This window comes from Bradyrhizobium sp. (assembly GCF_016213215.1).
Taxonomy (GTDB): Bacteria; Pseudomonadota; Alphaproteobacteria; order Rhizobiales; family Xanthobacteraceae; genus Bradyrhizobium.
Map to the genome: position 1 here is coordinate 18,790 of NZ_JACRAW010000109.1, position 16,285 is coordinate 35,074.

Annotated in this window: 7 protein-coding genes; all 7 read left to right on the top strand. The window is 61.1% G+C overall.

Features of this window, described 5'->3' with window-relative positions; translation table 11 throughout:
• Positions 1-174: 174 nt before the first annotated feature.
• Positions 175-1,449, top strand: a complete 1,275-nt coding sequence (locus tag HY852_RS18905) for a DNA repair exonuclease (RefSeq protein ID WP_291606314.1) — start codon at positions 175-177, stop codon at positions 1,447-1,449.
• 1 nt (position 1,450) lies between these two features.
• The gene (locus HY852_RS18910; protein ID WP_291606315.1) at positions 1,451-5,008 is read left to right on the top strand and encodes a YhaN family protein; all 3,558 of its coding nucleotides are present in this window, start codon (positions 1,451-1,453) and stop codon (positions 5,006-5,008) included.
• A gap of 37 nt (positions 5,009-5,045) precedes the next feature.
• Entirely contained in the window at positions 5,046-5,984 is a 939-nt protein-coding gene (locus tag HY852_RS18915; protein WP_291606316.1) for a tetratricopeptide repeat protein, read from the top strand.
• Between the two features lie 187 nt (positions 5,985-6,171).
• A complete protein-coding gene (locus HY852_RS18920; RefSeq protein ID WP_291606317.1) occupies positions 6,172-8,004 on the top strand; it encodes an AAA family ATPase in 1,833 nt (610 codons plus the stop codon).
• Positions 8,001-8,669, top strand: coding sequence for a 4Fe-4S single cluster domain-containing protein (locus HY852_RS18925; protein WP_291606318.1), 669 nt, complete (start codon positions 8,001-8,003; stop codon positions 8,667-8,669). Before HY852_RS18920 ends, HY852_RS18925 begins: the two co-directional genes overlap by 4 nt.
• Positions 8,666-14,908 (top strand): AAA domain-containing protein, encoded by a 6,243-nt coding sequence (locus tag HY852_RS18930; RefSeq protein ID WP_291606319.1) that lies wholly within the window; start codon positions 8,666-8,668, stop codon positions 14,906-14,908. The genes HY852_RS18925 and HY852_RS18930 overlap by 4 nt, the downstream gene beginning before the upstream one ends.
• Before the next feature lie 11 nt (positions 14,909-14,919).
• A complete protein-coding gene (locus tag HY852_RS18935) occupies positions 14,920-16,263 on the top strand; it encodes a hypothetical protein (RefSeq protein WP_291606320.1) in 1,344 nt (447 codons plus the stop codon).
• The last annotated feature ends 22 nt before the right edge of the window (positions 16,264-16,285 follow it).

Sequence of the window (16,285 nt, forward strand, 5' to 3'; positions counted from 1 at the left end):
ATTGGACCGTTCTTCAGGTGTTCAAGGGTAGATTTTCGCTGTGGAGCTTGGGGGAATCATTGATCGACCCGATTGCGAACAAAACGAGAATGTGGAACCCTGGCGGGCACCAGCTCCGCCCTGCTGATCGAACATCATCGGGTCGCTTGAGGTGCCTGGGGAAGGATTCCACCATTGAAGTCGTTTCGTTTTATACATACAGGCGATGTCCATCTCGATAGTCCATTAAAAGGCCTGGCTGGCCAGGAGGGGCCCGCCGCCGAACGGATTCGAACGGCGACGCGCGCTGCGCTGGACAATCTGGTGACACGCGCGATCGATGAAGACGTCGCCTTCATGATTATTGCCGGCGATCTTTATGATGGCGATTGGCGCGACTATCAGACGGGTTTGTTCTTTGTACGACAGATGGGGCGGCTTGCGCAGGCCGGCATTCCTGTTTTTCTTCTGTACGGCAACCACGACGCCGAAAGCCAGATCACTAAGCGCCTCTTTTTGCCAGAGAACGTCCAAGTTTTTTCCTCGCGAAAACCTCAGACTTTCAAGCTTGATGGCTACGATGTTGCCGTTCACGGGCAAAGCTTCCGCCAACGCGACGTTACAGAAAACCTAGTACCCGACTATCCAGAGCCGGTGAGTGGTCTTTTCAATATTGGGGTCCTGCACACCGGTCTTGGCGGCATGGGCGGGCACGTCAATTACGCACCCTGCACGCTCGATGACCTCATCAACAAGGGGTACCAATATTGGGCCCTGGCGCATGTGCACCAGGCGACCATTCTTTGTGAGGACCCCCATGTCGTGTTTTGCGGCAATCTTCAGGGGCGGCATATCAGAGAAGCAGGGGCGAAAACCGCCTATCTGATTAATGTCGAGGAAGGGCAGATCGAGGAGATATCGCCGCTCGACGCCAGCGTTGTCCGCTGGCGACAGTTGCATGTTCCTATCGACGGATGTGCGCGAGCGGGCGAAGTCATCGATCGCATTCGAGCCGCTATCGAAGGCGCGGCTGCTACCGAGACCGCCGGGCGTCTCCTTGCGTGCCGGGTCGAGCTGACCGGCAGAAGCGAGCTTCACGGCCAACTGGTCGGCTCAACGGAACACCTCCTGGCTGAATGCCGCGCCATTGCTCTTGCGCTCGGGGATGAGGTGGCCTGGATTGAGCGTGTTGTGATTTCAACCGAACCGGACAATGTTCGACTTGTTCCGGCGTCGGCTGGCGAGACAATTGGGGACCTTCAATCCGCTCTGGCCCAGGCCGGCACGGAGAGCGACTTGCTCGCGCAATTTGGCTCTGAATTCGGCGACCTGGTTCGAAAGCTCCCTCACGAGGTGAGGTCAGAGTTCGACGATCCGTTCTTGAAGGCTGCGATTGAGGGTGACTATGCGCGCCTCGCGAGCCTCGCTGGTATCTACCTGACCGCACGGCTTGCCAGGGAGGGCGCGTAACATGCGCATCCGACGCCTCGACCTCCTCCGCTACGGTCATTTCACGGATGCGTCCATCGATCTGCCACAGGGCAAGACCGACTTGCACGTCATCTTCGGTCCGAATGAAGCCGGCAAATCAACGGCCATGGCGGCCATCGAGGATCTTCTGTTTGGGATCCCGACGACGTCGCCTCGTAACTTCCTCCACGATTATGCCGCCATGCGTATCGGCGCCATTCTTGACTTTGATGGTAAGGCGTTGGAGGTACGGCGGCGCAAGGGCAACAAGGATACGTTGCTTGGTGCGAACGATCTTCCGCTGCCGGCGGGTGATGGCGTTCTTGCCGGGCCGCTCGGCGGTGTCAGTCGCGAGTTCTTCGCCCGCATGTTTGCCCTTGATCATGAGCGTCTGCGTGAGGGAGGGCGGGACATCGTCGCTGCGCGCGACGATGTGGGCCAGATCCTGTTCGCTGCGGGTGCCGGTATCGCCGGTCTCCGCGGGCATTTGACCGAAATGGCTGAGGAGGCAGACGGTCTTTGGGGAGCACGGCGGTCGGGCCGTCGAAAATATGCCCAGGCCGAGGAACGACTCAAAACGGCAGAGGGCCTGTTGCGCGAATGCACGGTGACCGCGAACAAGTGGCAGGATCTCAAGACGGCATTTGAGTCATCTGACGAGGCCTGCCTTGCGCTTGAACGGGAGATCAATGAAAAGTCTGCTGAGTTGAGAAAACTCACGCGCATTCGTCGCGTGTATCGCGACGTGCGCAAGCACGTTGATATAGAGGCGGCCATCGCAGAGTTGGGGGCAGTTACGATCCTGCCAGACGATGCCGCGGCACTGTTGGATGCGGCGGCAAGAAATGATGAAGCGGCCGCTACGCGCCTAGCGGCACTGACTGAGCAGATCGAGGCATTGAGGACTGAACGAGCTCCCCTCACCTATGACGACGCCTTATTGCAACGCGAGCAAGATATCGCACATCTCCATGAGCGTCGCATCCAGGTTCGTGCGGGAAAAGCCGATCTTCCCAAACGGCGTGTCGAGCTTGCCGGCGCCGAGGCAGCAATCCGCCGCCTTGCGACCGATCTCGACTGGCAAGGCAAGGATATTGACCAGATTATCGCCGGCATTCCCGCGCGGTCAAAAGTCACACTGCTCCGCAGCCTGTTGGGCCGGCGCGGTGTATTGGCTTCAGCCGTGGAGAATGCAGAGCTCGCGGTACAGGAAGCTCACGACAAGGCTTCTGATCTGGAATCGCAAATAGCGGCTTCGCAGGATGCGATCAACACTGCTGCGCTGGCGGCGGCCATCAAGGTTGCCGCCAATGCGGGTGATTTTGCTGCGCGTGCCGCAAGCGCGACGCGAGAGCGTGACGAAGCGGATTCGACCATCCGACAACGCTTTCAAGCTATGAGCCCAGCGCCTCGGGACGAGGAAGCTCTGGTTGCCATGTCTATTCCCCCATTTGAGGCGGTGCAGCAGCATCGCGACGCGCAGCACGATCTACATCGACGCATCCAGGCCACCAACGACCGGACACAGACGGCACGTCAGGACCTCACGCGTCTGCAAAATGCCTATCAACGGATGATTTCCGAGGAAAAGGTCGTTTCGCCAGGCGACCTCACCGATGCACGGGAGCACCGCGACCGTGGGTGGTCGATTATCAGACGTCGCTTCATCGAAGGCGAAGAGGTCAAGGAAGCCGAAGTCCACGGCTTCAGCCAGGACAAGGACCTTTCGGAGGCCTATGAAGCTGCGGTGGTTCAAGCGGATTTGCTGGCGGATCGGCGATTCGAAAACGCAGAGAACGCTGCGCGGCTCGTCGTCATGTCGCGACAGATCGGCGAGCAGCAGGACGTTCTTTCGTCGCTGGCCGAGGAGCAGGATAGGCTGGTCGCGGAGCAGACCGCATTTGCGGCCGTTTGGATCGAGATGTGGAAACCGTCTGGCGTCAATCCGCTGACGCCCGACGCGATGATGGAATTCCTTACCACTCGCCGCGAGTTACTTGAATTATTTCGCAAGCGCGACGCTGCCCAGCGCGAGATCGACCTTCATCAACGCGACGAAGTGGCGGCGAAGGAGCAGATATGTGATCAGTTAAATGCGTTCGGCGTCAATTTGCTCGCGCTCAGGAACACTCCTCTCAAGATCGTGATCGAGCAGGCATCTGATCTTCAGAAACAGCAGGAGCAACTGGCCAGCGCCAAGCGAGACCTTCAAGATGCGCGTCGCAAGGCGCTGGCCGATGTCGAGCGCAAACGGAAGATTCAGGGTACGGCCGAGAGCCAATGGGCTGAGTGGACCGCGGAGTGGAGCGCCGCGCTCACGAGCGCAGGGCTGCCGGCAGACTCGGCGGTCGACGTCATTCAGAGCCAGGTCAATATCACTGATGAAATGCGCGAGCTGGCCGTCCGTATCAATGATTTGCGCCACGAGCGCATCGATAAAATCGAACGTGACATATCGACCTTTGACGCTGATGTTTCGGCCTTGGTCCAGGCTGTCGCACCGCAGCTTTCCAGCCTGGACGCCGATAGCGCGGTTTTGGAACTGGAGCGCTTGCTCAAGGAATCCGCCCGGATTCGAGACGTCATCACTGAGAAGGATTTGGCCTTATCGGGGCTGCAGGAGAAGATTGACGTTTCCGAGAGATCGCGGCGAGAGGCCCATGAGACCATTGAGCGGTTTCAGCGTCTGGCCAAGGTGGAAAGCCTGGAGGCACTCAGATCCGCCATCAAGCGTTCTGATGAGCTCCGCAAGCTGCAGTCGGAATATCAGGACGCAACGGACGCGCTTTCCAAGGACGGCGACGGCTTTTCGGTACAGCAACTGCGCGACGAATGCGCGCTTGTTGATCTCGATCAGATCGCGGGACGTCAACAGGCATTGGACCGTGATTTAGAAGCCTTACGCGACCGGCATATCCAGGCGATCAACAAGCGCAACACCGACCGTCAGGAATTTGAATCCATCGGTGGCCATGACGGCGCGGCTCGTGCGGCGGCAGATCGACAATCGGCTCTCGTCGAGATGGGTGATGCGGCGGCACAATATATTCGCCTTCGATCCGCGACCGTATTGCTCCAATGGGCCATCGAGCGGTTTCGGAGAGAAAAGCAGGCGCCCCTTCTCAAACGCGCCGGCGAACTGTTCGCGATCCTGACCGACGGATCGTTCGAAGCGCTGAGCCTGGAGTTCGACGATACCGATACGCCCAAACTGGCTGGTGTTCGCAGCAACGGCGATCGAGTTCGTCTCCCGGGATTGAGCACGGGCGCGGGCGATCAGCTCTATCTTGCGCTACGAATTGCTGCTGTCGAGGAATATCTAGAACATGCGGCGCCCCTTCCCTTTGTCGCGGACGATCTGTTCGTCAACTACGATGACGGGCGTTCGGCCGCCGGCCTTCGGGTCCTGGGACATCTTGCCCGCAAGACTCAGGTCCTCTTCTTTACGCATCATCAGCATCTTATCGAAGTGGCGCGGAACGCAGTCGGAGAAGAGATATCAACGGTCTCGTTGAGCCCGCATCCCGCACCGAACGCTGTCGTGGTACGCGCCGCATGAGGCCTTATCGTTGCTAACCCCATCGTCGGGGGACGAAATGGGACTGTTCAATTGGGTTTTTGGGAAGGAAACTCAGCCGGAAGCTGACGTGGAAGAGGCTGATATCGGCTTCGGGCGCGACTTCATCCGTATTCCTTCGCGTGATTTCCTTGGGCGGTCGAGCAAGTCACCCGACGGACGCTACACGCTGGCTTGGCTCGATGGCGGCCCCAATCAATCGCGGCACGGCCGCTGGATTCTCTTGGACACCAGAAAGATCGTCGCCGAAGGCGCCATGCCACGTCCAAACGATGGCAAGGTTGCAAACAACGGTGTCTTTATCATCAACGACTGGGGCTCAATCGAGAACTTGAGCGGAACCCTCGCCGCCTTCACCTCTCAAGGAACGCCTTTGTTGAGCCGCACCTTTAGTGCCAACCTGTTCAACAACGGCTTGTCGCCGGATGGACGCTGGGCAGTATGCCAGACCGCGAACGCGCCGCATGAAGACGGCAACAAGCTCTTTGTCTTCGATCTTTGCTCCAAAATCGAGATCGGCGCCTTCCAGCCAGAATCCGGTTGGGCGAGCAGCTACACGTTCATCCCGGACGAGCAGCGGATCGTGCTCGGCTATCAGAATGGCGGGCGTTTCGCCTACACGATGGACGGCAGGTTTCTCGATCGTAGCGCATGGCTCGCCTTGGGCCTTCAACAGGGCGATCTCCTCATCATCGAGCGCATTTTATCCGAAGCAGCCGGACCGCGGTCCCCCGATCTCATCGCGCTGCTGCTGCCGGCCATCGATATCGCTTTGGCGGCCGAACGCTATAGGGACCAGCGGAGCCAGGCGCGTGCGTACCGCTTCCGTGGGACGTGCCTGGACGCGACAGGTGACCTTCAGAACGCCGCGGCTGCTTACGAACGGGCTGTCTCCCTCGACCCGAAGGTTGGCGTGAAGCGCCGCCTGGATCAGATCCGGAAGATGCTCGCACGCTGACGTAAATCTCTCTTGGCCTGGGCCGTTGGGGCATGAAATCCCCATTGCCAGCCTTGCGCCAATTCGTCCGGAGCGCGGGAAAAGCCGGCATCTAGTCCCATTTTCCGGGCCAAGTGGCTGGAGAGACACTCGAAAATTACGAGCGACCTGGCCTATAATCGCCCGGAACGTGTGCGAGGGGGCAGTCGTGGTGCAGGAGGGTTCGACCGAAAAGGCCAGGTGGCTACGCGACCTGGCACGTTTTCTGCCGCTACGCAGCCAATTTGTGCTCTCCGGCAACACAAGGGATCTCCAGATTCTCGAAGTGGCCCCCGGACAGGCCACAGCCGCACCGTTGTCCAGGGTCCTGCCCGATGCGCTCAAGGAAGCCGGCTACACCCGCATCGCAAGCTTCGATCTTCTGAATGGCTTTCGGGCGGTCGAGCCGTCCGACGGCAGCTTCCTCACCCAGCTTGGCCTGACCGCGCCAAACGGCACCGCGGCCGGCGGTATTGACCTTCTTTCCGCGGCCATTGAGCGGCATGTCGCGTTGGATGGAACGCCTGCGGCGCTCATCGTCGATTTCGCGTCGCGGCTGATTGTCCGGAACGAGGCCTTGGCTCCGGCCGAACATCAGCTCTTTTCGCGCGCCTCCATCCTGTCGCACAGCGCGCGGGCGAGACCTGCCGGCGAGCGGCGCCAACCCTTCTACAACACGATCGTGTGGATCGTGGACAAGGAAGGCGACCTGCCCGACTGGTTTCTCGTCGGCAATCCCAAGGTCCGGCACATTCCGATTGGGCGCCCCGACCACATCGCGAGGCGCGCGATGATCCGCTCGCTGGTGCGCGGCCTTCCTGGCGCCCAGGATGCGGCCCAATCCGAACTGGACAAGTGCATCCAGGGCTTCGTCGACGAAACGGAGGGGCTGCTGCTGCTCGATGTCAGCGCCGTGGCGCAACTCGCGCGCAGCGAGGCCGTGACCTTCGACCGGATCTCGGATGCGGTCCGGCGTTTCAAGGTCGGCGTCACGGAAGATCCCTGGCGCAGGATCAGCCGCGACAAGATCCGCACGGCGGACGAGTTCGTGAGGCGGAGGGTCAAAGGCCAGAGCCACGCGGTCACGCACATGCTGGACATCGTCAAGCGCGCGGTCACCGGCATCGGACAATCCCCGAGGGGTGGCCGACCGAGAGGCGTCGCATTCTTGGCTGGTCCCACGGGCGTCGGCAAGACCGAGCTTGCCAAGACGATCACGAGCCTGCTGTTCGGAGATGAAACCGCCTATATCCGGTTCGACATGTCCGAGTTCAGCGCCGAGCATTCCGACCAACGGCTGATCGGAGCTCCACCCGGCTACGTCGGATATGACGTGGGCGGCGAGCTGACCAACGCGATCCGGGAAACGCCGTTCAGCGTCGTTCTTTTCGACGAAATCGAAAAGGCTCATCCAAGAATTCTCGACAAGTTCCTGCAAGTCCTTGATGACGGCGTTCTCACGTCGGGACGAGGCGATCGCGTCTATTTCTCCGAGGCCTTCATTGTCTTCACGTCGAACCTGGGAATCTACGTCACGGATCCCTCGGGAGGGCGGCTGCCCAACGTAACGCCGGAGGAGCCATTCGAAAGCGTCAAGACGAAGGTCAGGAGCGAGATCGAGAAGCATTTCAAGCAGGTTCTCAACCGCCCGGAGATTCTCAACCGCATCGGCGAAAACGTCATCGTCTTCGATTTCATCCGGCCCGAGGTGGCGAACGAGATATTCGATCAGATGGTCGATGCCCTGCTGGCTGACGTCCGATCACTCGGGTACGACGTCAGCCTCGCGAAGAGTGCCAGCGACACGCTGCGCGGTCTGTGTCTTGCGGACCTGTCCAACGGTGGACGCGGGATCCGCAACCAGGTAGAGACTCATCTCGTCAATCCATTGTCGCGCGCCCTGTTCGACGGCGGTGCGCAGACGGGTTGTCACTACCTGATTACAGAGATTGGTGCCGGTTCATCGACCACCATCCGCCTCGAAAGCGAGCCGTCGCCGTGAGCACCAGCATGGATCTCTCGCGCATCCATTTTCCAGTGACCACCCTCGGTCCGGGCCGCCGGATCGGCATCTGGTTTCAGGGCTGCTCCCTACGTTGTTCCGGATGCATCTCCATGGACACATGGGCGCCCGGACGCGGGACGACCACCGTCGACGAAGTGATCCGATCGATTTCCGTATGGAGTGCCATCGCGGACGGCGTCACTATTTCCGGCGGCGAGCCATTTGATCAACCCGAGGCGCTGTTCGAGCTCACCGCAAGAATCAGAGACGTTATGGAAACGAACATTCTCGTCTTCACGGGATACGAGTGGGATGCGGTTTCCGACCGTATCGCTTGCTCGCCCGGGCTGATCGACGCGCTCGTCAGCGGCCCCTTTGTCAGGGAGGAAAAGCAGACACTTGTGCTCCGCGGCAGCGACAATCAGGCGCTCCACCTTCTGACACCCTTGGGCGAGACGCGGTTCGCAAGCCTCGATCGCAGGCTGAATGCCACAGACCGAACGCTGGACGTGATGTTCGACGAGAACGGCGACGTCTGGTTCGCCGGGATCCCCAGTCGAGACGACTTCGGCCGGCTCCGGCACGTGCTTGAAAGCGCAGGGGCGACCCTCAGCACCTCCGAAGACAAACGCATTGCATCGCCGACGATACACGTAGAATGATCCGACATTGCCCGAACTGCGACACCGAGCGGCCTCTCACCGAGCTTTTCTGCGAAGGCGTGATCGACGGCCACAATTGCGGGTGGGACCTCTCCACCGTCGATATCACCGAGCGTGGTGCGCCCAGGCCACCTCCGCCGGCGCCGGCACCGCCCCCCGAAACTCTGACGTGTCGCAACGGTCATCCGGTTTTTCCGGGAGACATCATCTGTGGGACGTGCGGCGAGCCGGTCGACCTGCCAGAAGTCCAGCCATCATCCCCCGCCCCCGATCCGCAACCGCCAGCTCCCGAAACTATCATCGAAGGTTGGCGGCTTCTGGACAGGATGCCCTCCTCGAGCCTCGTTCGGGAGCGTTTCGCTTCTATCCGCGATGCCGACAATCAACGTGGGGTGCTGACGCTCTACGCTCCCGGGTCCGAGCCCGATCAAGCTGTGTACGACGTCCTGCAAAGGCTTCCCCGCGATCACGTACCTGAAATCTTCGTCCATGGCCGCTGGTGTGACCGGGCCTACGAGGTCTGCGAGGAATTCACTGGCGGCTCTTTGGCCGATTTTGCCGTTGATCCCGCCGATCAGAGCGCGATCAAATCTGTGATCCGGGAGTTGGCGGATTCCCTTCACGCCCTTGCGGAAACGGGACTGCGTCACCGCGATTTGCGTCCGTCCGTCGTCTTCGTCAGATCCCGCGATCCGCTGGATCTCGTCATCGGCGGCTTCGGCTCGGCGCGGCTGTCCGAATTTGATCTCGACATCGCCTCTCCCCTGGAGACGACGCGTTACATGGCTCCGGAAACGATCGCCGGCGGGGTTGCCCCGGCTTCCGACTGGTGGAGCCTGGGAATGATCGTGCTCGAGAAGATAACGAAAGGAGCGTGCTTCGAGGGGGTCAACGAACACGCCTTCCTGATCCATGTCCTAACGAGCGGCGTGCCACTGCCCGACGATCTGGATCCCTCATTGAATCTGCTGCTGCGCGGCCTCCTCGCGCGTGACCGCCGCCGCCGATGGCAATGGAAGGAAGTCCAGGCTTGGCTCAAAGGTGAACCGGTTTCGGCCCCCGATATGGAGACGTCCGGCGATACCGAGGGCCGCACCTCCATTTCGCTGGGTGGTCGGCAGTACCGCGCTCCGCATGCGTTTGCCTTTGCGGCTGCCGAAGCAAAGAACTGGGATGAGGCGCGAAATCTGGCCGTTCGAGGTGCGATTGCGACCTGGGCGAGCGATGCAGGGTTCGACCCCAAGATCGCGGCCGCACTGCGTCAGCTCCTGAAAACAGAGAACCTCTCCGACGACCTGAAACTTTCCGTTTCCCTGAAGACCTTGAATCCGGCGATGCCGCTGATCGTCCGCGGCAACATCGTGACGCCCGGTTGGCTGCTTGACCATCCGGCCGACGGATATGCCCTCATCACCGGCCCGGTGCCCGATCTCCTTCACCGCATCGATCCTGAGGATTCGCTCTGGCGTCTGAAGGCACGCGCCGAGACCGTTCACAAACGTCTCGATCAGCTTGAAATCGCGATCGACGAGGAAACGCTTCGGGTTCATCTTCTGTCGACCTCGACCGCCCGCATGGCGGCGCTTTGGGAGGAAAAGCGCAAGCTGTTTCCCGATACGGATCATGCCGGTTTGACGTCGCTGATCGAACGACGGCAGACCGCCGAGGAAGATCTGCTTATTCTTCTCGCGGCCTCCTCCAGCCAGTTTCGGTCGGCGGCAGAGGTTATCGAGGAAGCCGCGAAAGAATCTTCGGGGTCGGGGATAAGGTTCTCACCCAAGGACGCGGCCGCCCACCTCGAGCGGCCACGTCGGGAAATTTACCAAACCATCGACGAGCGCATCGAAAATTTCGCCAGGTGCGGAATAGCTGTCGTGGACGAATGGGCCGACCAATTCCGGCTGGACCGACGCATGCCGCTCGGTCGGGCTCTGGCGGTTCTGTCCGTGCCCGCCCACCTCTGGCAACCGCTTCCGAAGCAAAGCTACGTCTCGCGGATCCTCGAATTCTTTGCCAAGCGCATTTCCGGCGGTGTGCTGCGGGGGCCGCTTACGCGCATGCTGATCGGCAAGTCGGCACGCATCGACCTGATGGAATTGAACACATCGCGGCATCCGGCGGCGGAAATCCTTGATGATCTGCTCGCGCGGACCGGCCGTAACGTGAACATCGATCCGGCAGCATTCTCAGAGAATGATGGCCTCGAAAGAAGGCTACGCTCGCTTCATTCCCATGCCCTGCTCTACAAACGCGATACGGGCATTGACGGGCTCTATATGGGATTTCCCTTTCTTCTCATGCGTGATGGCAGGCCGAACGCCAAGCCGCGGATCGCGCCAGTGTTGCTTTGGCCGGTGCGCGTCATTCCCGAAGTCGGCAATCGCGGACATATCACGCTTGGGTACGGACGTGAGAAAAGTTCAGAGGTCGATGCCGAACGTGTCATCCCCAACCCGGCGCTCGACGGCATTGTGGGAATTGAGCAGGCCAAGCAGTGGGAGGACGCGGCAAGAGACCTCCTGACGCGAGCGACCCTATCGGTCCAGGACGTCATGGACGCTTTCAGTTCGCTCGCGGCACCTGCCGGCGACGAACTCACCGCGCTGCCTGGAAAGGACGTCAAGGTCGCAGGGCACGAGCGTCGGCTGGTTCCTTCGGCGGTTCTTTTCCACCTTGCCTTCATGGGCCAGGCCGTTATGACGGACCTCGACTTCCTGCGAAAGCTGCCGCCCAAGGGAACGGCATTGGAAGCGGCGTTACGCCTCAATGAGCAGGACCACGCCGCCGGCACCGCCACTTCGCAGCCGGCACGCGAATTGGACAGATACTTTACGGCGGACAGCGACCCGTCCCAGGAGGATGCGGTTATCGAGGCCCGCCAAACGCCGGGGCTGGTCGTTGAGGGGCCTCCTGGAACCGGAAAGAGCCAGACCATCGTCAATATGGTCGCAGACGCCATCGGAACCGGCAAATCGCTCCTGATCATCTGCCAGAAGCAAGCCGCTCTCGAAGTCGTCCGAAAGCGGTTGGACAAAGAGCGTCTGACGGATCGCTTTGTCATGATCACGGACGTCAATCGCGATCGGGAGGCGATCATCAGCTCGATACGCTCTCAGGTCGAGGCTCTGCATCTTCGCCCCTCGGGGACTGTCCCGACCTGGAAACGCGATCGCGAGCGGCTCGCCGTGCGGATCGAGACTTTGGAATCCGAGCTCGATCGTCGTCAGGCCGCGCTGCACGCCGTGGACGAGCGGACCGGGCTATCGTATCGCGCTTTGCTCGCCGAGCTGCTTGCGATCGAGGCAAAGCACCCAAAGCCGATCGAAGCTCCTTCGCTGCGGCCGCTCTTGGCGGAGCTTCATCCCGCGGACGTCGCCAGCATCGAGGAAAGCTGCGGACCGCTTGCCAAGCATTGGCTGCCCTCAAAGTTCGAGGGCAGCCCGCTGTCCGTCCTGAAACCATTCAATCCGGATCGAGGCACCATTGAGGCCTTTACCGACGCGTTGCGCGCTTTCGCCGAGACGGATACGCGACGTGAGCAGACCGATGCCGAGACTTCGGACTGCCTGACCGCTCCGGACCCGGCCGCTCTTCGGACATGGTTGCTGACCGCTGACAAACTCCGATCGGTCGGCGCTCTCGCCACATACCTCGGATACTGGCTGCCGCTGTTTCGGCGTTCCGAAGGCGGGACGTCCGCCGGGGTCAGGATCATCCGCGAGCTTCAGGAGATCAACGACGAGCTCACCTCTCTGGACTCGACAGCATACATCAAGGATTTCTCTTCCCGGCTGATCGCGGTCGACCAAAGTGAATTACGAACGATGGTCACGCTGGGAGCGAGGTTTACGAAACCGCCGACCCTGCTCGGCCGGATCAATCCGCGGCGGTGGTCGGGGAAACGGCGACTGGCAAGGACGCTGTTATCCTTGCAGCTCCCGCAAAAGGACGATGCGATCACTGCGCTTTTTCGGGCGGCAAAGCTGGAGCTCGCCCTGCGCGCGCCGCGGGCGCGTCTTGGCGAGCACTTCACGACCCTGTTCGCGCGGTCGCCCGATGCCGGCCTTTCCCCCACAAAACTCTCAGAGTTGGCCACTCATCTACATTCGTTGCTGAGCAACGTCCACGAGCTCGTTGTAATCGTCGATGCTTGCCCCGACAGGGCGGCACTTGACCGGGCTGTCCTGACCCAGAAGGCCGAGGAACTGGACAAGTTCTTTGTCAGGGCGGATCTGACGCTGCGCAGGCACGACGGCCGGGAGCAGAGCCGTGCCGCGCTCGCTCGGCTCAATTCCTATTTCGACGAGCTCTGGCTCGGATCGAGACGCTCGACGATCGAGAACGGGCGCTCCAATGGATCGGCCATCGCGCAGATCGTGGACGCGCTGCCTATGCTTTCGAGCTACCAGGAGTACCGGCTGAGGTCGGCCCGCTTGGGTGAGAGCGAGCGCGCAATTTTCGCACTCTTGCGCGCGAAGGAGGCCGATCTCCTGATGCGCGCCCCTGCGGATCTGGACGCGACGGTCCGTGCCACCATCGGCCGCGAAGCCCGACTGGCGTGGAAGACGGCGCAAGAGTCGGCAAACCCGGATGTGCTTTTCGACGGCGAGGAGGTTGAAGGCAAGATCGTCGCTCTCGCCGACGCGGATCGGCAAATCCGTAGCTGCAACCGGGAACTCCTTGTTCACGGCATCGAAACCGCGCGGGTCGGTACCGCAACCAAATGGAGCGAGATCACGCGCCTGCGTGGCCCGCGGGCCCTCAGGCTCCGCGAATTCATCGAGCGCGGCGTTCCGCTCGGTCTGTTCGCTATCCGGCCTGTATGGTTGATGACGCCCGACGTGGCGAGTCGCGTGCTGCAGCCGCGTGCAGCTTTTTTCGACACCGTCATCTTCGACGAGGCGTCGCAGATGCCGGTCGAATATGCCCTCCCCTCGCTCTTCCGCAGCAAGCTCGTGATCGTAAGCGGCGACGAGAAGCAGATGCCTCCGACGTCCTTCTTCGTCAGCAAGGTGGAGAACGACGAAGCCGCCATCTTCGACGGCGAGGAGCCCGAAGAGGGAGCTACCGACGAGGAGCGCGAAGTGTTCGCCGAAACGTGGAACCGGCGCGAGATCAAGGATTGTCCCGACCTCCTTCAGTTGGCCCGTGCGGTTCTGCCGAAGCGAACGCTCCAGGTGCATTACCGCTCGAAATATCGCGAGCTCATCTCGTTTTCGAACGCCTCGTTCTACGCGAACGGCCTCAGCGTGCCGGTCCGCCACCCCGAAGAGACGATCCGAAAGGTCAAGCCAATTCAAGTCATCCGGTCGGATGGTGTCTACAAGACGCAGACCAACGAGAAGGAAGCTGCGGATGTGGTCGAATATCTCTCCGAGCTCTGGCATAACAAGGCGCCGCCGTCCGTCGGCGTGGTCACATTCAACCGCAAGCAGGCCGATGCCATCGAAGATGCGCTCGAGGAGAAGGCGGAGACCGACCGGGCCTTTCGCGACGCACTGATACGCGAACGCGAGCGCGTCGAGGACGGCGAGGACATGGGTTTCTTCGTCAAGAACGTGGAAAACGTGCAAGGCGACGAGCGGGATATCATTGTCTTCTCCACCACGTTCGGACGCAACGAGCAGGGTACATTCCGCAAGAACTTCGGCGCGCTCGGTCACGTGGGAGGCGAACGGCGGCTGAACGTCGCCGTGACACGCGCCAGAGAAAAGGTAGTCATCGTCACCTCGATGCCCGTTTCGGAGATATCGGATCTATTGACCCGACGCAGCGGGCCGCGAGTTCCACGCGACTATCTGCAGGGCTATCTCGAATACGCCCGAATGGTTTCTGACGGACTTTCAGAGTCGGGTGGAACGCTGCTCCAGCGCCTCGTCACCGAGAAGCATGCTGGCGTCGACCACCACCATCACGAAGAGGACGGGTTCACCAGATCGGTCGAGGATTTTCTCGAGACTCAGGGATGGAGGCCGACGCGGGCGCGGGATAGCGGCGCATTCAGCCTCGACTTCGCGATCAAGAGCCCGCGCACCGGCTTGTATGCGATCGGTGTGGAATGCGACGCGCCACGGCACCGTTTGCTCGAGAAAGCGCGAGCTCGCGAGATCTGGCGACCGAAGGTGCTGTCGAAGGCCGTGCCCCGCGTCCACAGAGTTTCTTCATATGCATGGACTCATTCGGGCGAAGCCGAGCGGTCCCGTCTCAGAAGCGCCGTGGAGAATGCCCTTCGTAGCTGAGGAGGATTTTAATGAGTGGCCCAAAAGCATTCAGAATAGTTACCCGCGCGGAAGTCATCGCGATCTGCCGGCGAGATCTCGCGCGACTGGAGGCCACAATCGAGAATTGGTCTTTGGCCTGCAGGCGAAACGGAACCATCGAACAGCAAGATATCGACAAGGTGATGGCTCACAGGGACGAGCTTCGCCGCCTGCTTGACGCCGATCGTTTCGTCGACTTGCAAAAGCGGGTCGCCGCCGAGATCTCATATTTGAACAGCGATATCGAACGTCGTGCCGAGAGAGCAGCGCAAGCCGCGGCCCGATCGCGGCAGGACCTGCGACGCGCCAAAGCAGCGGCACAAGCGGTGATCGCAAGGTTGCAAGCGTCCGGGATACGGGTTCCCAACGAGCTTCAGGTAGAGCTGAAATCGGCCTCACGTGACCAGCTCGATGCAGCGGTCTCGAAAGCAATCCAGCTACTACAGCCTACCGGCCCATCGCAGGGCGTTACAGACCGGCAGCGCGAGCTCGCCCAGCGCTTGGGCGCCGGCGAACGCCGCATGACACTCGATGACTGGATGTCGCAACACGCTCAGGACGGCGGCGATCCAGTCCTGTTGAAGGTCGACAAACTTCTCGGCGAGTTGAAGGGTCTGGGCGTCGATCCGAGCTCGTTCTCGGCTCGCATCACCGCTTTGGAAGCGGAAGCTCCAACGCGGCAGGCGCTGGTCGCTGACAGCTTGCTCCTGGACCTGACGTCAACTGTGAAGACGGCTCGCGAGCGCCAGCGGATCGCGGCGGAGCTGCGCGAGCGGCAGGCTGAGCTCTCGCAGATGAGTTCACCGGACGCGGTCGCCCTGTCGGCCGAAATCGAGCGGACGCTTGCTGGGGAGACCGGCACAGCGGCAGAGCTCATCAAGCGTGCTGATGCGCTGATCGAGGCGGAGGTCCGCGCCATCGCCGCGGAAGCGCGCCGAGCGGCAGTGCTCGAAGGACTCGCGAGCCTGGGCTATGAGGTCTCCGAGGGAATGGCTACCGCGTGGGTCAAAGACGGACGGATCGTCCTGCGGAAGGCGGCCAACCCTGGCTACGGGGTCGAACTTTCGGGCAGCGCGCAATCCGACCTTCTTCAGGTCAGGGCAGTCGGGATCGGAGATCCGGCAGAAGCTCGCGATCCCCTCCGCGACCGGGACATCGAAACGATCTGGTGCGGTGAGTTCGAACGCTTGCAGGCTTTGGTCGCCAAACGCGGCGGAAACCTGTCGATCGAAACCGCCCGTCCCGCCGGCCAGTATCCGCTGAAGATCATATCTGGCCCGAGCCGGGTCGCCGAAGCGGATACCGAACGCCAGCTTCGGTCGCTGCCACGTTGAGGATGATCTGGCGAAAGCCATC